Annotated in this window: 14 protein-coding genes and 1 pseudogene; 7 read left to right on the top strand and 8 right to left on the bottom strand. The window is 50.5% G+C overall.

From position 1 onward, the window contains the following. Window positions 1-66: 66 nt before the first annotated feature. Window positions 67-1,494, bottom strand: coding sequence for a sigma-54 dependent transcriptional regulator (locus EP25_RS0119845; RefSeq protein WP_031435465.1), 1,428 nt, complete (start codon window positions 1,492-1,494; stop codon window positions 67-69). Window positions 1,495-1,832: 338 nt separating this feature from the next. Between EP25_RS0119845 and EP25_RS0119840 the strand changes: the two genes are divergently transcribed. From EP25_RS0119840 to EP25_RS0119830, 3 genes are all read left to right on the top strand, one after another. Beyond that, window positions 1,833-3,077 (top strand): HlyC/CorC family transporter, encoded by a 1,245-nt coding sequence (locus EP25_RS0119840; RefSeq protein ID WP_031435464.1) that lies wholly within the window; start codon window positions 1,833-1,835, stop codon window positions 3,075-3,077. Between the two features lie 117 nt (window positions 3,078-3,194). Then, entirely contained in the window at window positions 3,195-3,839 is a 645-nt protein-coding gene (locus tag EP25_RS0119835) for an FHA domain-containing protein (RefSeq protein ID WP_031435463.1), read from the top strand. Between the two features lie 2 nt (window positions 3,840-3,841). Further along, window positions 3,842-4,222, top strand: coding sequence for a PilZ domain-containing protein (locus EP25_RS0119830; RefSeq protein ID WP_031435462.1), 381 nt, complete (start codon window positions 3,842-3,844; stop codon window positions 4,220-4,222). On the opposite strand, the gene radA is transcribed toward EP25_RS0119830, so the two are convergent. The 4 genes from radA to EP25_RS0119810 all read right to left on the bottom strand — a co-directional run bounded on the left by radA (window position 4,216) and on the right by EP25_RS0119810 (window position 10,864). Further along, window positions 4,216-5,592 carry a DNA repair protein RadA gene (gene radA, locus EP25_RS0119825; RefSeq protein WP_031435461.1) on the bottom strand — a complete coding sequence of 459 codons (1,377 nt, stop codon included), beginning with the start codon at window positions 5,590-5,592 and terminating at the stop codon, window positions 4,216-4,218. The two genes, EP25_RS0119830 and radA, sit on opposite strands and share 7 nt — an antisense overlap. Further along, window positions 5,585-6,673: an alanine racemase gene (gene alr / locus EP25_RS0119820; protein WP_031435460.1), complete on the bottom strand. Its 1,089-nt coding sequence runs from the start codon at window positions 6,671-6,673 to the stop codon at window positions 5,585-5,587. Before alr ends, radA begins: the two co-directional genes overlap by 8 nt. Continuing rightward, window positions 6,670-8,064, bottom strand: a complete 1,395-nt coding sequence (gene dnaB / locus EP25_RS0119815; RefSeq protein WP_031435459.1) for a replicative DNA helicase — start codon at window positions 8,062-8,064, stop codon at window positions 6,670-6,672. Before dnaB ends, alr begins: the two co-directional genes overlap by 4 nt. A 121-nt stretch (window positions 8,065-8,185) precedes the next feature. Further along, the gene (locus EP25_RS0119810) at window positions 8,186-10,864 is read right to left on the bottom strand and encodes a bifunctional acetate--CoA ligase family protein/GNAT family N-acetyltransferase (RefSeq protein WP_031435458.1); all 2,679 of its coding nucleotides are present in this window, start codon (window positions 10,862-10,864) and stop codon (window positions 8,186-8,188) included. Window positions 10,865-10,967: 103 nt separating this feature from the next. Between EP25_RS0119810 and EP25_RS0119805 the strand changes: the two genes are divergently transcribed. Then, entirely contained in the window at window positions 10,968-11,366 is a 399-nt protein-coding gene (locus EP25_RS0119805; protein WP_152555693.1) for a hypothetical protein, read from the top strand. Between the two features lie 386 nt (window positions 11,367-11,752). Here EP25_RS0119805 and EP25_RS0119795 read toward each other — a convergent pair whose 3' ends face one another. From EP25_RS0119795 to tnpA, 3 genes and pseudogenes are all read right to left on the bottom strand, one after another. Continuing rightward, on the bottom strand, window positions 11,753-12,262 hold the full coding sequence (locus EP25_RS0119795; protein ID WP_031435455.1) for a response regulator: 510 nt from the start codon (window positions 12,260-12,262) through the stop codon (window positions 11,753-11,755). Window positions 12,263-12,269: 7 nt separating this feature from the next. After that, entirely contained in the window at window positions 12,270-13,829 is a 1,560-nt protein-coding gene (locus EP25_RS0119790) for a PAS domain-containing protein (RefSeq protein ID WP_235185962.1), read from the bottom strand. Between the two features lie 765 nt (window positions 13,830-14,594). Further along, window positions 14,595-15,026: pseudogene (gene tnpA, locus EP25_RS0119780) on the bottom strand (IS200/IS605 family transposase). 401 nt (window positions 15,027-15,427) lie between these two features. Here tnpA and EP25_RS0119775 point away from each other — a divergent pair. The 3 genes from EP25_RS0119775 to EP25_RS0119755 all read left to right on the top strand — a co-directional run bounded on the left by EP25_RS0119775 (window position 15,428) and on the right by EP25_RS0119755 (window position 18,610). Further along, entirely contained in the window at window positions 15,428-15,799 is a 372-nt protein-coding gene (locus EP25_RS0119775; protein ID WP_031435453.1) for a roadblock/LC7 domain-containing protein, read from the top strand. Between the two features lie 357 nt (window positions 15,800-16,156). Continuing rightward, a complete protein-coding gene (locus EP25_RS0119765) occupies window positions 16,157-16,732 on the top strand; it encodes a protoglobin domain-containing protein (RefSeq protein ID WP_031435452.1) in 576 nt (191 codons plus the stop codon). 291 nt (window positions 16,733-17,023) lie between these two features. Further along, entirely contained in the window at window positions 17,024-18,610 is a 1,587-nt protein-coding gene (locus EP25_RS0119755) for a sensor histidine kinase (RefSeq protein WP_235185961.1), read from the top strand. Window position 18,611 lies beyond the last annotated feature (1 nt).

The raw sequence follows: 18,611 nt of genomic DNA, 5'->3' as shown, positions 1-18,611 counted from the left end.
ATAAAGCCAACTTATTATCACTTAAAATTCAATAAATTATGGAGAGCAGTCAAAATTCCGACACGATTAAGACAAATCGTATTTGCGTAGCTTTTCGACCAGGGTGGTTCTACGCATGTGCAATAACTTAGCGGCGTGTGCCACGACCCCATTACATTCCTCCAGCGCCTGTTTGATCAAGCCGCTTTCGAGATCACTCAAATATTCCTTCAAATCCATTCCCTGTTCGGGTAAATGACTGACCGGAGTCAACAGCGGTTCCTTTTTCCGGGACACATGAACTTGCTCTTGCGCCTCAGGCACCTCTTCTTCCTCGATCAACACGTTAGCTTCGACCCCTTCGGGCACCTTATAGCTACGGAATTTTTCCGGCAGATCGTCTACATCGACGAGGGCATTAGGCCGGATAATCGCCAACCGCTCCATCAAATTGGACAACTCGCGCACGTTACCGGGCCAATCATGCTGCATCAGCACCGCGAGCGCGGCTTTAGTCAGCCTAACCGAATCGCGCTTGGCCGCCTCCATTCTGCCATTCAAGTCATGGACCAAATAAGGGATATCTTCCGGCCGTTCGCGTAAGGCCGGCATTTCAATCGGAAACACATTGAGGCGATAGAACAAGTCTTCGCGAAACCGTTTTTCCCTGATTTCCTCTTCCAACTGGCGGTGGGTCGCGGCAATGACCCTGACATCGCAATGCAGGGTCTTATTGCTGCCGACCCGCTCAAAGGTCCTTTCCTGCAGCACCCGCAGCAGCTTGACCTGCATCGGCATCGGCATGTCGCCGATTTCATCCAGAAACAGTGTTCCGCCTTCGGCCAGTTCGAAGCGGCCTTGCCTGGAGGTCAACGCGCCGGTAAACGCGCCTTTTTCATGACCAAATAATTCGCTTTCCAATAGTTCGCCAGGAATGGCGCCGCAATTGACCGGCACGAACGGCTTGTCGCGGCGCGGCGAATGGCGATGCAGAGCTTGCGCCACCACTTCCTTACCGGTGCCGGATTCACCGAGTATCAGGACCGTTGCATCGGATCCTGACACCTGGTCGATCAACTCGCGGATTTGCCGAATCGCACGGCTGTTGCCGGCCAGCCCTTTATCGGCCTTTTTTTTCTGGGTCATGCCTACAAACTGTTCGATGGCCGGCAACGACGCTAGCGCATCATTCAATACCGGATATGTCGACGGCCATTCCAGAACTCTCGTAACCGAATCTTGTAGGGTGCTGGAAACTTGCAGAATTTTTTCCTTTCCGACCAACAAAAAAACCGGTAGGCCATCGACCCAATCGCGCACCGCTTGAACGACCGCCCCCTGCCGGTCTCCACCGCCAACAAAAACGGCGCGGCAATTTTCACAATCATCTAATGAGGGTTCAAAATCTTCCGACGTCACGCATTGAACCTCATACTCCAGGAAATTAAGTATGACTTCAAACTGCTGCGCTCTCTCTTGATCATCATCGATTAACAAAATACTTGGCAAAGCCATGCGTTATCACTCGTCAATAGTTGTAATCGCTTATTCGGATTACCTGCAAATTTAGTTTCACGGCAATCTGTCTGTTCCTCTTGTTCTGGTGCCAGATAGGCAAAAAAGAAAATAGGCATTATTTTTGCCTCTTCCCAGACATGTTGCATGCCATTAAGTTAAGCATCGAATTCCCAAGTTGTCAAAACACCATGTTTTTTATAAAGTTATAAAATAAATTTAATGTTATAACTAAGAAACTGATGCAATCAGTTGGTTTTTTATAGGCTCAGGCACTTGACAATTTTTTCTCAGCATAGAAACTAGATGTCTGTTTAATCAACTCGAGTTTCTTTTCTTTGAACGACATATCCCTGACCGTATTGTTCGGTATTTTAGTCGCATTACTGTTACTTTCCGCTTTTTTCTCCGGTTCCGAAACCGCGTTAATGACGCTAAACCGCTACCGCCTGCAGCACCTGGTCAAACAGAAACATCGTGGCGCCGCTAGAGCAAACCGATTATTGAAAAGGCCAGACCGACTGATCGGCCTGATATTGCTGGGCAATAACTTCGTCAATATTCTCGCTTCATCGTTGGCAACGGTGATTGCAATACGCATAGGCGGCGAACAAGCGATTGCCGCCGCTGCGGGCTTACTGACCCTGGCGGTGCTGATTTTTTCCGAAGTCACGCCCAAAACGCTGGCGGCGATCAAACCCGAAGCCCTGGCATTTCCGGCAGCCTGGATTTATACGCCGTTACTGAAACTATTTTATCCGGTGGTATGGCTGGTCAACCTGATCGCCAACCTGTTATTGCGTCTGTTCGGCATTAATGTCGCCAAAATCAAAGAGGACACGTTGAACAAGGACGAATTAAAAACCATCGTATCCGACGCGGAAGACCTGATGCCGGCCCGTTACCGCAATATGCTACTGGGAATTCTGGACATGGAATCCGCCTCGGTCGAGGATATCATGACGCCAAGGAACGAAATTGTCGGTATCGACCTGGAAGATCCCATCGAAAAAATTATCGAACAATTACAAAACAGCCCGCACACCCGCCTGCCGGTCTATAAGAAAAGCATCGACCGCGTCATCGGTTTTCTGCATTTGCGCAATGTGTTGTCGCAAACCAGTCACGCTGACTTCAACAAGCAAAATATCACCGACCATTTAAGCAAACCTTTTTTCATCCCGGTCAATACCCCTCTGCACAAGCAAATTCAGTGCTTCAAGGCGGAGAAACTGCGCATCGGCCTGGTGGTCGACGAATATGGCGATGTACAAGGTCTGGTCACGCTGGATGATTTACTGCAGGAAGTAATCGGCGAGTTGATCATCGATGAAGCGGATGTGACGCGACAAAAAGATGGCGGCTATCTGGTCGACGCCAGCATTACCATTCGAGAATTGAACCGTATCACTAAGTGGGATCTACCGATCGAAGGTCCGAAAACGCTGAACGGTCTGATTATCGAATTCATGGAAACGATCCCCGAACCCGGCACCAGCGTTAATTTGTATGGTTATCGGCTGGAAATTATCAAGCGTGATGAAAACGCGATAAAACTGGTCAGATTCCATCCGCCGGAATAACAACCGCTCCCAATATTTGCCGTTTTTTGTCTGCCTTCACGATTCCAACCATTTATTGAGCAAGGATAAAATTTACGTCTATACTAAGGCGTGAGTAGGGATCATTTGACTAAAACAATGGCAAAATTCACCGTTTTTTTTAAAGATAAAGCAATCAACTCGGAAATTTTCGATTCGGGTGTCGTGCATATTGGCCGAGATGAAACAAACGATTTGAGCGTCGACAGCCTGGCGGTAGCGCCTGCTCATGCCGCTGTTATTATCAAGAATGACAAATGCATCATCAAGCAACTGAACGACGATTTTCCATTGATCATCAACAATACGCCGACCAAGGAGGCAGTGCTGCAGAATAATGATCGTATCAACATTGGTAAGCACTCTATTGTTTACAGTGTGACCGAATCGATCAGCGATATGGCGCGAAACAAAGCCTCGGACAAAGACATCAGTTTTCTCAATGAAAAACTGGAAGAAAACATGAAGCCAACGGAAGCCAATCTACAGATCATGAACGGCCCGCATATCGGCCGAATATTGTCATTAAAGAAGTCCATGACCCGCCTCGGCAATAACGATTCCGGGATTGTTGCCATATCCAGACGTAAGGAAGGTTATTTCATTTCCACCCTGGAAAATCCCAATGGATGTCCATTGACAGTTAACAAGCAACCGTTGGGCGAACAATCGATCCCGCTGAAAAATAACGATATCATCTCGATTAACAAAGTCTCCATGCAGTTCTTTGTGACGAATGCTTAGTCATGAACTTAGATAAAAGCGAGGAAAGACGCCGCTATCACCGGATCCTGTATACGGCAAACGCGAATTTGAGCGACGGCCGGGAAAGCTATCCATGCAAGGTTCTGGACTTATCCTTGCAAGGCTGCTTGCTCCGTTTCGAAGAACCCTGGACAGGAAACACGGATACCCTCTATACGTTGTCGTTACAATTGTCCGACAGCATCGACATCAAAATGGAACTACGCATCTGCCATGCCAGCAGCAACGAGATCGGCTGCAAATGCGAACATATCGATATCGACAGCATATCGCAATTGCGCCGCCTGATTGAACTTAATTTAGGGGACAGCGTTTTATTGGAAAGGGATTTGCTCGCGCTATCCGGTCTCGACGCTCACTGATACAGCTCGGCTAACACGCCCAATGCCTGCTGTATATTGCTTACCGCACTGATTTGCAAATTACTCACACCTTGTTTCGGCTTGTTGGCTTTGGGAATCAACGCCCGTTTGAAACCATGCTTGGCCGCCTCGTTCAGGCGAGCATGACCATTCGCAACCGGGCGGATTTCGCCATTCAAACCGACTTCGCCGAAAATCACCGTGTCATAAGGGACCACTCTATCCTTCAGACTGGAAACGACCCCTGCCATGATTGCCAGATCGGAACTGGTTTCGCCGACCTTGATGCCGCCGACGACATTGGTGTAGATTTCATCGTTGCCGGTAAAAATGCCGCCATGGCGAGACAACACCGCCAGCAACATCGCCAGCCTGTTCTGGTCTAACCCTACCGCCAAACGCCGTGGATTACCGTACTGGCTTTCCGTCACCAGGGCCTGGATTTCCACCAGCAACGGCCGCGTACCTTCCCACAACACCGTCACGACGCTACCCGGCGCCGGCTGGTCCGCGCGAGTCAGAAACATCGCCGACGGATTCTTGACTTCCTTCAAGCCGCTACTTTCCATCGCGAAGAAACCCAACTCGCCGACGCTGCCGAAGCGGTTCTTGTCCGAGCGCAACACGCGGAAGCGGGCATCATCGGTGGACGACAGCACCACCTGCGCATCGACGATATGGCTCAAGGTCATCGGCCCGGCCAGCGACTGGTCCTTGGTGACATGGCCAACCATGAAGATGCTGACATTGTGGCGCTTCGCATACTGGGTCAGATAACTGGCCGATTCACGCACCTGCGAGACCGAGCCCGGCGCGGAATCGGAATCGAGCGTGAACATGACTTGGATCGAATCGATGATGACGACTGCGGGTTTTTCCTGATCCAGTATGCTACAAATTTGTTGCACCGAGGTCTCCGCCAGCATTTTGATGCCGTCGGTTTTAATACCTAAACGATGGGCGCGTTCGGCAATCTGTTGCAGAGATTCCTCGCCGGAGACATAAAGCACCGGAATGTGCCGCAACGCGATGCTGGCAATGGCTTGTAATAAAATGGTGCTTTTACCGGCCCCGGGCGCGCCGCCTATCAACACGACGCTGCCCTTGACGATACCGCCTCCCAGCACGCGATCGAATTCGCGCAGCCCGGTCGAGATTCGTTCCGCCTGCGCCAGGTTGACGTCGGACAGCAACTGCACTTCGGAGCGGCTGCCGGCATAACCGGAAACATTTTTGCGTTTTCCGGCCGTCCCCAATTGCACTTCCTTGACCGTATTCCATTCCCCGCATGCGCTGCACTGTCCCGCCCAGCGCGGGTAATCCGCTCCGCATTCGGTACAAACAAAAGCCGATTTCTGTTTTTTAGCCATGTTCTCGCTCGACAATACGCACTCGCTGGGTGATGCCGCACAGTAAGGTGTACGGGATGGTGCCGGCGGCCTGGGCGATTCTTTCCACCGGCAGACCGGCGCCCCACAGCGTCACGGGGTCGCCCGGCTTTGCCTCCGGCTGGCTCTGCAAATCGACGGTAATCATGTCCATCGATACCCGGCCGATTAGCGGCACTTCACGGCCGTTCACCAATACCGGGGTTCCCGACCTAGCATAGCGTGGATATCCGTCGCCATAACCGATCGCGATGACGCCCAACTGGGTATCCCTTGGGCAAACCCAACCACCGCCGTAACCGACCGACTCGCCGGCTATCACTTGCTTGACGGCAATGACGCGGGATTTGAGGCTCATGACCGGCCTCAAGCCCTGTTGTTCGGCCTCTTGGCCGATAAACGGCGAACAACCGTACAGCATGATGCCAGGCCTAACCCAATCCGACAACGTCTCTCTCCAGCCTAGAATTCCGGCCGAATTGGCGATATTGCGCGGCCCCGGGTAATCCTTGGTCAATTCGTTGAACACGGCGACCTGCCGCGGCGTATTGCCGTCATACAAATCGTCGGCCGTGGCTAAATGCGTCATCAAGCCTACCGGCCGATTGACACTCTGGCAACCCGCTAGGCGCTTGTAAGCCGCCTCGACCTCGCGCCCTTTAAAACCGAGCCGATTCATGCCGCTATCGATCTTCAACCAGACCGAAATCAGTCCCTCTCCCCGCCGCTGTTCCAGCAAATCGATCTGTTGCGACGAATGGATTACGGCATCGAGATGATATTGGTATAGCCCCTCCAATTCCTCGGCGCAAACAAAGCCTTCCAGTATTGTGATGGGTTTATCGAAGCCCGCTTTGCGTAAACGTATGCCCTCGTCGGCCCGCGCCAAGGCGACGGCATCGACTTCAGGCAATAACAGAGAAGCGATCCGCAGCAAACCGTGACCATAGGCATTGGCCTTGATAACGGCCATGATCTTGGCATTGGGAGCGTGGCGCTTGGCGATTTGCAAATTGTGGCGTACGGCCTCGAGATCGAGCAACGCATAGGCAGCCGGAATCATTCATAATCCTCATAGCCATAGCTATCGCCGACGAAATTCTCGAAGCGCGTGTACTGCCCCAGAAAAGTCAGGCGCACGGTGCCGAGCGGACCGTTACGCTGCTTACCGATAATCACCTCGGCGATGCCTTTGTCGGGACTGTCTTCGTTATAGACTTCGTCGCGGTAGACGAACACGATCAGATCGGCGTCCTGCTCGATCGCACCGGACTCGCGCAAATCGGACATAACGGGACGCTTGTTCGGACGCTGCTCCAGGTTCCGGTTCAACTGCGACAGCGCGATCACCGGCACATTCAGCTCCTTGGCCAAAGCCTTCAAGCCGCGGGATATATCGGAGATTTGCTGCACCCGGTTATCGCCGCTGGTAGGCGACTGCATCAACTGCAAATAGTCGATCACGATCAGCCCCAACTGTCCGTGTTCACGGGCCAGTCGGCGGGCGCGGGAGCGCACCTCGGTCGGCGTCAGGGCCGGCGTATCGTCGATGAACAACTTGGTTTCAGCCAGTAGATTGATCGCCGAGGTCAGTCGCGGCCACTCGTCATCTTCTAGCTTACCGGTTCTGACCTTGTGCTGATCGATCCGCCCCAACGACGACATCATCCGCATCGCCAACGCCTCGCCCGGCATCTCCATACTGAATACCGCAACAGGCTTGTCGCCGGAAATGGCGATATTTTCCGCCATGTTCATCGCGATCGTGGTTTTACCCATCGACGGCCGGCCTGCGACGATGATCAAGTCGGCCGGCTGCAGACCCGAAGTCATCCCATCGAAATCGGTGAAGCCGGTACTGGCGCCGGTGATGTCGCCTTCCATCTCGAACAAGGTTTCGATCTTATCGACCGCCTCCGCGAGCAAGGTCTTGATCGAACTGAAACCGCCTTGGCCACGCTGCCTCTGCTCGGCAATTTTGAACACTTGGCGTTCGGCATTCTCCAGCAATTCGGCGGTTTCCCGCCCTTCGGGGTTGAAAGCCGAATCGGATATCTCGGTGCCCACGTGTATCAACTGGCGCAACACCGATTTATCGCGGACGATATTGGCGTAGGCGATGATATTGGCCGCGCTGGGCGTATCCTTGGCCAACATCCCCAGATACGCCAGGCCACCGCAATCCTCCAGCTCGCCGCTGGCGTCCAATGCTTCCGACAGCGTGATCACGTCAAACGGCTCCTGCTTGTCGGCCAGCCTGGCAATGGCACGGAAAATCAATTTATGGTCCTTGCGATAAAAATCCTGTTCGGACACCTTATCCGACACGCTATCCCAGGTCTGGTTATCCAGCATCAAACCGCCCAGGACCGACTGCTCGGCCTGAATCGAATGCGGGGGGACTTTCAGCGAATCGACCGCATAGTCGGTGTTAAGTGAGTAAATTTCGGACATACTTCGAATGATAGAATCAAGATGGAAGGCAGCAGGTCAAGGACGAAATCGAGGCCGTCAAATAAACTTGGTGCCCTTAATGTGCGCTGCAATCGGCGGCTAAAAAAATGTTTATTATACCCTACTCCCGCAGATCCTTGATCACCCGAACGACTTCATAATCATCTTCGATCGGCACCGTTATGAAGCCCAGCTTCTTAGATAGCGCGAGCATCGCTTTGTTGACCGCCAGCACCTCGCCTTCCAATTGCCGCAGCCCCTTGCGCCGGGCCGCATCGATCAACGTTGTCATCAGCTTGACACCGATGCCCAGGCCCTGGCAATCATCGGAAATGACGATGGCGAATTCCGCGGAATAGCCGTCCGGATTGATCATGTAGCGGGCCACGCCCAACTCATTCGGCATCGCCTCATCCTCCGTGACGACGACAAAGGCCATTTCCCGGTCGTAGTCGATCTGGGTAAAACGCACTAACATATCGGGGGTCAATTCCTGCAGCGATTGCATGAAACGAAAGTATTTACTGCGCTCGGACAGACGTTTGACGAAATCCTGTTCCAGCACGGCATCCTCCGGCCTGATCGGCCTGATGCAAATAGTCACGCCGTTGACTAGCCTAAAATGCTGTGTCAGCTCGGACGGATAAGGATGAATGGCCATGTGCTGATAAGTCCGCGGCTGTGGCTGCGGATGAATCCTAATCTGGACATCGACGGCGCAAGCCCCGTACTCGTCGACGATCAACGGGTTGATTTCCAGCTCGCAGATGTCGGCCATTTCACTGACCAGAGTCGATACATTCAACATCACCTCGATCAGCGCATTGCGATTGGCGGCCGGCAAATGACGAAATTGCTGCAGATATCGTCCGGCCTTACTGCCGGCAATCATTTGTTCGATCATGTAGCGATTCAGCGGCGGCAACGCCACCACCTTATCCTGCAAGATTTCCACCAGTGTACCGCCCATGCCCAGGCTGACGGCAGGACCGAATACCGGGTCGGTCAACATGCCAAGCATCAGCTCCCGCCCGCTGGAAGATCGCACCATGCTTTCCAGATTGATATTGATGTCGCTCAGCCGGGGATAGCGTCGCGCCAACATTTGCCTCAAATCGTGATAATGGAAAGCCAAATCCTGGGCATTATGGATAGGCAAGCGTACGCCGCCGATATCGGTTTTATGGCGGATTTCCGGCGTATCGACTTTCAACACCTGCGGAAACGGCAATTGCGAGGAATAATGCAAGGCCTGCTCTAACGTTTGCGTCGGCCACGTCTGGTTGACCGGAATGTGGAAAGCCGCCAGAACCTGTTTCGATTCAAACACATTCAGTTGCTGGCGCCCTTGCTGGCGCACGCTGGCGATAATGGCGAACACCTTGTCCCGGTCCGGTTCGGATTTTTGCGCCTCCGGCAACGGAATCTGTTTCAGCAATATCTGATTGCGGCGGTACTGGGTCAGAAAGGAAAACGCATCGACCGCGGCTTCCGGGGTATTGAAATGGGCGACATGGCTATCGGCGAACAATTCCCTGCCCTGGCGCACTTTTTCGCCGCCGGTCCAGGAGGCCAGCACGGGTTTATTAACGCATCTCGCTTCGTCGATGATGGCGCCGGCAATTTCGGTCGGCTCGGTCAATGCCTGCGGGGTGACGATATTCAACACGCCGTCCACGGCGCTGTCGGCCAGACACTGGCGCAAGGAGCGACGAAACCGTTCGGCGCTCGCATCGCCTAACAGGTTCAACGGGTTATCAACGACGCACGCGGCCGGCAAATGCCGTTGCAACGCCTGCACGCTGCCGGGCGACAATCTGGCGACCTTGATGCCGGCTTTTTCGGCTTGGTCGGCGCACATGATGCCCGGCCCGCCGGCATTGGTAATGATGGCCAGGCGATTATCGACGATACGGTAATTATGGGTCAGGATACGCGCCGCCGAAAACAATTGAGCGATGCTGTTGACCCTGACCACACCCGCGCGGGCGATCGCCGCGTCGAAGACATCGTCGCCGCCGACGATCCTGCCGGTATGCGACATCACCGCCTGGGCGCTGGCCCGATAGCGTCCGGACTTAATCAAGACGATCGGCTTGATACCGGCGGCGGCCTTCAAACCGCTGAGAAAGCGACGGGCGTTATGCACGCTTTCCACATACATGACGATGCTGCGGGTACGGCTGTCGATGCTGAGAAAATCCAGCACTTCGCCAAAATCGATATCCTCGGCGTCGCCGATGGAAATAACGGTGGAGAAACCGATGTCTTGCGTTTTGGCCCAATCGATGATCGCGCTGCAAACGGCGCCGGATTGCGACAACAAGGCGAGACTGCCCGGCTTGATCGTGTCGTTACTGTAGGTCAGATTGAAATTGCGTTCGGGCCTGGCCAGGCCATAGCAATTGGGCCCCATGATACGGATGCCGTTACGGTGCGCCAGTTCCAGCATCTCTTGCTTCAGCGACGGAGTATCGATCTCGGGCAGTTGAAAACTGCAGCAAACCACCACCGAGCGGATATTGCGTTCGACGCATTGCCGCAACAACGACAATACCGTATGCGCAGGTGTCGCGATGACGACCAGTTCGACCAGATCGGGAATGGCGTTAATATCGGCATAGGCGGGATTACCTAGGATGGTGGTATGACGGTGGTTGACCAAGTGGATACGTCCTTGATATCCGGCCTGGCGTAAATTGTTATATAAATGGAACCCGACACTATCGGGACGTTCCGATGCTCCGACAATGGCCACCGATTTAGGCTGAAAAAAACCACTCAGATAATGCGGCCCCACATTTCCTCCTGCCCGAAAGTCGTTTGACTTCAGCTTAGCTTAAGAATGTCACTTTACCATGGTTGGTGTGAAAGTCATTATCAACTCGAATCGAGGCATCATTATGAAAAAAACAGCACTATTAATGACATCTACCCTACTCCTCGCCTTATTGACCGCCTGCGACCAAAAACAAGAGGCAGCCGAGGAATCCGCATCCAGTTCCGAACCGGCCGCAACAGCGGTAGCACCGTCACCGGCGCCCATGGCGCAGCCATCTTCTCCCACTCAGCAAACGCTCGAGCAAGCCGGAAAGGCGGTATCAGAAACGGCGCAATCCGCCAGTGAAAGCATCGGCGAAAGCGTGGATGCCGCGAAGGAGCAAGTCAAACAAACCATGGACACGGTGACCGAATCGGTCGTCGACACAGCCGAGGAAACAAAGGCAAAAACCGAAAGTGCGCTCACCGAGACCCAAAAAAGCCTAGAGCAGGCCATAGAGAGCGGCCCGAAAAGCGAATAAACGAGCCAAATCGACTCAACCGATTGTCGAAAAAAATGGGTTAGCCGGCATTACGTCCGGCTTTCCTCTTGAAATGCCGATCGCAGCGGAATTTAGCCGAGAATATCGAGCGGGAAGACAGTGGTATATCAAATCAATTATGATGGTTTAGACCAAGCTTCATGAGCCAACAAAGCCTCCAGGTTTCTTCTCAATTCGGCCAGTTCCCTGGACTTAAAAGAATTTTTAGTTTTCTGCAAGACAGAGACTGTTTCCTGCAAGGCCTCGATCAGACGCTGCGGTCTATGGCACCCCATCGTCAAGCATGCATCTCCGGATAATTTTTTATCATCTTTTAAGGCATTCAAACTTCTGTGTAGATCGATGACCGATTTGGTAATCGTCAACTAATTGCTGTTCATGAAATCGTTCAAGGTATAGGACGATTTATTTTTTGCCCGAGAACTTTCCATCTGAAATGTTTGCAAGGTGTTTTCCAACTCTCGGCATTTATTTTCGATCAACGCACGGGCTCGGCTAGGTGCCGTGAATTGACCGATGGCCTTATCGACATGCTTGAATAATTCCTCGCAGACAAAAGGCTTGACCAGATAGGCCGACACCGAAAGATTCACGGCATCGATGGCCGTATGAACGTTAGGATAGCCCGTCACTAGAATCACGGCCATCGACTCTTCTTGTTCGGCAATCTCTTTGATCAACGCCAAATCATGGTTGCCGGGCATCTTGATATCCGCAATCAGCAGATCGAAACGTTCGCTTTGCAACAGACTCAAAGCCTTGTGTGCATCGCTGGCGCATTGGCAGCTGTAGCCTTGGAGACGTAATAAATCGGCAGTCGATTCCAGAAAGGTCGTCTCGTCGTCCGCGATTAAAATGTTGCCTGTCTTTTCCATGATGAAATCATTTATTTTTATAGTAATCAAGAGGGATAGTTAATTCGCTGATTAGCCCGCCGGTCATCTTATTCGTCAGCTTCATTTCGCCATGCATCAGCTTGACGAAATTATCGACGATGGTGAGACCTAGTCCAAGACTGCACGACTGGCTATCGGACTTTGTGGAATAAAAAGGTTCGAATAATTTTTCCAGTTGCTCATCGGTAATGAAAGTTCCTTCGTTTTCGATCATGACATAAAGCTCGGCATTCCGTCTCTGCGCATCTATTTTGATCGTCGATTGACCGGGCGAATGATCGACCGCATTCTTAATCAAATTGAACAATATTTGCCGGACCAAATTCTCTTGCAACTTGACGTAACATGTCTTGTCCGCCGAGATATGATCGATGTTTACCTGTTTTTTTCCCAATGTGCTCAATAGGATGATTTCCTCGATCATCATGTTGCAATCGAACTCGCGCGCCCGGGCATCTTCCTGTTTATACAACGAATAAAGCTGCTTGGTAATCAGGCTGATCCGGTCAATTTCCTTGTCGATCAAGTCTACATAACGAAAGAACTTGTGAGTGTCGGGAATTGCGCTTTTCAACAATTGAAAGGAGTTTTTGATGCCGGCCAAGGGATTATTGATCTCATGCGCCACCCAGGCAGCCATGCGGCCAATGGCGACTGATTTTCGTTGCTCGCTGCGTTGTTGTTCCAACAGCTTGATTTTTTCGGTATGGTCTTTTAATTGCTGTTCGAGTTCTTCCGACGCATTGACCATAGTGCTGACATCTTCCTGGATCGCGACGAAATGGGTGGTTTCGTCGTTGCAGTTTTTGATCGGAGCAATAGATTCTTTGACCCAGAAATGCTGTCCGTTTTTCTTCTTGTTGCGTATCGTGCCATACCATTTTTTGCCGGCCGTAATAGTATTCCAAAGGTCGGCATAAATCGAAACTTCGGTACAGCCTGAAGAAAATATCCTTGGCGTATGGCCCAACACTTCCTGTTCGCTGAAGCCGGTAATTTCCAAGAGTTTGGAGTTAGCGTACTCGATGGTGCCTTTGGTATTGGTAATGAAGATGGGACAAGGGCTCTGTTCCACCGCGCTACTCAATATATGCAATTGTTCATGCGTCTTAACGATGTCGCTGACATCCATGAGTGAACCGATTACTTGCACGATTTCGCCATTCCTCCCCCTCTGTACGACCAATCTTTCATGCAGCCAGCGGTACTCGCCATTCTTATGCAGACAGCGATATTGGTTGTTAACGGCATTCTGGCTCTGGCAAAGACCATAACTTTCCATCACGTTGGCGACATCCTCCGGATGCACCCGACTCATCCAAAGCTTAGGGTCGACGAGATATTCCCGAACCGTAAACCCCGTGATTTTTTCGATAGCGGCACTGATAAAAGCCAGATGTAAATGGCAATTCGGGTCGGTAAAAAACGAGGGGGAGTCGTTATCCTCTCTCGGCGACAAAATGTAGATAGCCGTCGGACTGACATTGATAACAGCCCTCAAATGGGTTTCTTTGTTGCGATATTCCGATTCAACTTTATTTCTCACCATGATTTCTGCGCCAAGGGCTGATAACGTTGTTGCGTTTTGCATAATTTTGTGTAAATAGACTTCGATAAAATGTAAGTGTTATGACCATAAGCCCCTTATATGGCTAAATGAAATAAGCGCACGCCTCGTCGCTAACTCACTGCAAAGCCTCCCTTCATTCTTGCAGACATGTTCTCTTACATAAAATTTCCATCTATAACAGAAATCCTTAATTTCAACAACAAAGAAAGGGTTTTACTCGCTACGATCTTGCTCCGACTTGTTTGCCGATCTCGGAAAAAACCCATTAACGCGGACAACATTATCTGAAAAAGGCAATATAAGTGTGCTTCCGAGCTGAACGGCAAACACAAACCCTATAAGCCAGCTGACGAAAAGCCCGTTAAGCCCTGTTATATGAAGGTTTGCGCTTGAAATGCATTAAACGCCGGGAGATAGAAAAGAAAGGATTTAAATTAGGCAACACAGACCAAAAAAATTGCCGCATACCATTACCGCACTAGTTTATAGCTGTTGCCGATGTTAAGGAAATGTGATTAATTCAGTATTTCCTGGAATGCAGGGACGCACGACGCTGAGAAATTCAGGACGAATTTATTCAGCACTTCCTTGAATTTAGCGGCCTTTTTAATAAAAAAGCAGATTGAAAACTTCCATGGCGGTCACATTTATTGCATGTAACACTAAACAACCACCCGCTCAAGCGGGTGGGTTCCAATAACGGACTGAAAGTCCGGATACGCGTCGACTAAACGACGCGTCTTAGTCGGGCTCCATCTTGAAATTATCGTTTGGATTAGGTTCAAAGTGATGCTCCAAATATTGCTTTATCATCTCATCAGTCATTTGCCCCACTGTGGCGCAAAAATAACCGCGGGCTCAAAAATGTCGACCCCAATATCGCTTTTTCAAGTGCGGGAACTCTTCGAACAGATAGCTCGAAGTTCGTCCCTTGATTCGCCTCATGATTTCGCTTGGGGCCATAGTCGGCGGCGCACTCACCAAAATGTGCACATGATCTTTGCTCACGACACCTTTGATAATCCGTATCTCAAAGGCTTCGCATGTCTGCCGCACCAAGTCTCTCACTCGTTCGGCTATTTCATCCTTCAGCACTTTATAACGATACTTCGTAACCCAAACAAAATGATACTCAATTTGGTAAACCGTATGGCTGCCGTATCTATAGTCCATCGCCACCTCCTTGGGCAAATTATCGCAGCTAAAGCTGACCGGCTAAAGCCGGTGGTTTAAACCTTATGATGGATAATTAACCAAGTGTTTTAGTATGCTATAAATTGAATCGAATCAAAACTTTCTGGTTGTTGTCGGCGTAAACACCGGACAACGAACCGAAACCAGTGTGGACTGGTTTCAAACCTTGTCGGATTGGATAACAGGCCAATCAGTCGAAGGCACACAGACATCTCTTCGAGCCCGTATCTCGAGTTGATGTCTGTGTGCCTTTTTTTTTTGGCCGAATTTTAGGAATGCATTCGTGGGAGATTGCTAAGGCGGTCGATGCGCCGAGGAAACATCTCATTAACGGATGTTTCCGCAAACAAACTTAAAACCATAACCAAAGAGGGCAAACGATGTACTTGGAAATACTAAAATCGATCATGAACCAATTGAAACACAGCGCCGCAGATATCGAAATCGAAGCATCGGAAATCGTAACAACGGACGGGCTGTCAATGGCCGCTTTGCTGCCCGAGGGTTTCAACGAAGACCGCGTCGGCCCCATGTGCGCGGGAGCATTTGCCTTCGGACAAGGAATCGCCGAAGAATTAGATTTAGGCGAATTGGGACAAATCATCATTAAGGGGAGCAAATGCTCCACGCTGATCAACGTTGCCGGCGATCAAACCATCCTGACGATGAAGGTGAAATCGGACGCTTCAATGGATAATGTCAGTCGAGCCGTTAACAGTGCGGCGGAGAAAATCAGGCTGAAGTCCCTATGACATTTTCACCCCTCAAACCATAAACAATCCACTCACAAGAGTATGACGTTCATGCGATACCAGACTTGCGCCATAAGGATTACTGATATCAAGGTTCCGAAGTGCCACGGCATTCAAACATCGAGTTCGCTCGAACTCGGTGTTTCATTGACCATTATTACAGCACCATAAGGCATGTCCGACATCTGCCTTAAGGGTTGCGAAGACTCGGAAGCGCGAGCCAAGAGATCGGATTTACTCAATGAGAAGATGGCATCGAATAACAATGTCTACACACTAATTGCTGGCAGCGCCAGGGTCATAAATCTACCGGCCGGCATCTTTGCCGGGTGATAAAACTAATAAAGGTACTTAACTATGAGAGACATACAGCAGATTACGGCGGAAATTTTTGCATCGATGCCGAGTGAAACACGATTTAGTCAAACGGATGCCGCTTTGATCAAACAACACAAAGAACTGCTGCTGGGATTGGAGGATGATTTAACCAAAGGTTTTTACGACACGCTCTACAGCCATCAACAAACCTTGGAAATTCTCCAGCAGGAAGATCGGTCCAAGCGAGAAAACGTCTTGCGTTCGTGGTGGCAAAAGACCATCACCAGTGACTTTGACGACACGTATTGGGAATGGCAAGTATTCGTCGGCTTAGTTCATATCAAGCAAAAAGTCAGTAACCCGATGATGATCTCGATGTGGGGCTGGATATTGACCGCATTACGCAGTTTGCTCAAGGAACATCTAAACCAACCGGATCTGGATACACTCATGGTGGCCTTCGAAAGGTTGGCCGCCACCATTCAGGCTTTAACGGCGGAAAGCTTTTTGTCGAATTATGTTCAAGCGATTGAGCAAGCGACCGGTTTCAATAATAAATTGATAGACAGAATGGTGAATCTGCAAATTGACGGTCTGATAGCCAAGAGAGCCTGATGTTCAACACCTGCACGCCCCTTCTTCCACCTGTTAGAAGCCGCTACCATGTACGGCTACATTTCGAAGCCGGTAAAATCGCGTACTTCATGCCAACAATCTCAATCTTGAGCGGGCGGCAGGTTGACATAACGGAACAAGACGATAAATCAATTGCGGCATTGATGACTGTCGAAAACTTCAAGCCATTGCTTCATTCGGCTACGCTCGGCGATTCTTTATATAAGTTGATTAAGTATGTTCGATGACAACTTCCTACCCCATGGTTATTGTCTAAATTGGCAAGATGAATTGATTTGGCTGTACACCATTTTTAACGGCCTGATCGCCCTGGCCTATTTCTCCATCCCCCTGGCCTTGCTCCATTATGTCAAGGCGCGCAAGGATTTATATTTTCCTTGGATCTTTATATTATTCGGCCTGTTTATCCTGGCCTGCGGCTCTTCCCACATTCTTCATATTTTATCCCTTTGGCAACCCAACTACAGATTGCAAATCGTCATCGACGGCATCACCGCCGTCATTTCCATCGTCACGGCATTCGCCCTATGGAAACAGATGCCACAGATTTTAAGCATTCCCAGCCCAGCGCAACTGACCGACCTCAATCGGAATCTGAACGATGAAATCACGCTTCGCATCCAAACCGAACAGGATCTTCGCAAGAGCCAGAGTCGACTGGAACAACGAGTCAACGAACGAACTCATCAGCTCAACCAAGCCAATGAACTGTTGAATGAAAGCCAAAAGCGATTGAGCACCATTATCCATCATGTGCATGCCGTGATCTGGAGCATGGATGAAAACCGGCAAATCACCTTCGTTTCCGATTACATCAGACAACTACTCGGTTACTCGCCCTCGGAACTGTACGACCACCAATCCTGTCTGCAAAAGATTCATAAACGTGATCATTTTAAATTGATCCGTGCTATCTCCAAGGCATTAACCCAGCAGACCCCGAGCCATATTAAATGCCGCATTCGGCATCTCGAGAGCGGTTGGCGTTGGGCATGTATCAGCATCGCACCGGTCAAATTCAAACAAGAGATTTTACAGATCGTCGGCTTCGTCCATGACGCGCATCAGGATTATTTACAACAAAAGCAAGTCCGGGTCATGAATAAGCAACTGGATCGAAGAGTCAAACAAGCCATCGCCGAAAACTTGAAACAGGAAAAAGTGATCGCCAGCCAAGCCCGCTTTGCTGCGATGGGTGAAATGGTTGCCAATATCGCTCATCAATGGCGCCAACCGCTCAATTCCTTGGGTCTGATTCTGGAAGATATTCAAGACGCTTATCGGCATGATGAATTGGACGGAGATTATTTGAGCCAGTCTATCAACAAGGCACTGCAGAAGATCGAACGCATGTCTTCAACTATCGATTTGTTTCAATCGCGCTTGGGCGGCAAAATCAATAAGACCTATTTTCCGGTTGTCGACGTCATCAACGACACCGTCGAACTGATCCAGGATTACCTGACCAGTAAAGGCATCTCGCTGTCGGTTGAGGCCCGAATCCAAACTTACGCCTATGGCTCGCCGGACGAACTGAGCCAGGTTTTGCAGAATCTCGTCGCCAATGCCCGGGACGCCATTTTGGATAACGATCGTTTGGACAAGAAAATCCATATCACGTTATCCGCCATTGCCGAGCAAGCCGTGATCGAAATTACCGATAGCGGCGGCGGCATTGCCCCTGCTATAAAAAACAAGATCTTCGATCCGTTTTTTTCCAGTAAAAACAGCGGCCGCGGCATCGGTTTGTACATGGTCAAACAACTGGTCGAACAAAGCCTGGAAGGCAGTATTACCTTGGAAAATCATGACCAAGGCACCAAAGCCACGATTACCCTGCCGAATAGGATCGTATAAA

This window comes from Methylomarinum vadi, assembly GCF_000733935.1.
Lineage (GTDB): Bacteria > Pseudomonadota > Gammaproteobacteria > Methylococcales > Methylomonadaceae > Methylomarinum > Methylomarinum vadi.
Note: the sequence above shows the minus strand (reverse complement) of the source record. Positions and strands in the feature narration are given on the sequence as shown.

Coding starts and splice junctions, on each gene's coding strand:
- EP25_RS0119835 (WP_031435463.1), top strand. CDS start 3,195: ATGGCAAAATTCACCGTTTTTTTTAAAGATAAAGCAATCAACTCGGAA.
- alr (WP_031435460.1), bottom strand. CDS start 6,673: ATGATTCCGGCTGCCTATGCGTTGCTCGATCTCGAGGCCGTACGCCAC.
- EP25_RS0119845 (WP_031435465.1), bottom strand. CDS start 1,494: ATGGCTTTGCCAAGTATTTTGTTAATCGATGATGATCAAGAGAGAGCG.
- EP25_RS0119775 (WP_031435453.1), top strand. CDS start 15,428: ATGTACTTGGAAATACTAAAATCGATCATGAACCAATTGAAACACAGC.
- EP25_RS0119805 (WP_152555693.1), top strand. CDS start 10,968: ATGAAAAAAACAGCACTATTAATGACATCTACCCTACTCCTCGCCTTA.
- radA (WP_031435461.1), bottom strand. CDS start 5,592: ATGGCTAAAAAACAGAAATCGGCTTTTGTTTGTACCGAATGCGGAGCG.
- dnaB (WP_031435459.1), bottom strand. CDS start 8,064: ATGTCCGAAATTTACTCACTTAACACCGACTATGCGGTCGATTCGCTG.
- EP25_RS0119830 (WP_031435462.1), top strand. CDS start 3,842: ATGAACTTAGATAAAAGCGAGGAAAGACGCCGCTATCACCGGATCCTG.
- EP25_RS0119795 (WP_031435455.1), bottom strand. CDS start 12,262: ATGGAAAAGACAGGCAACATTTTAATCGCGGACGACGAGACGACCTTT.
- EP25_RS0119765 (WP_031435452.1), top strand. CDS start 16,157: ATGAGAGACATACAGCAGATTACGGCGGAAATTTTTGCATCGATGCCG.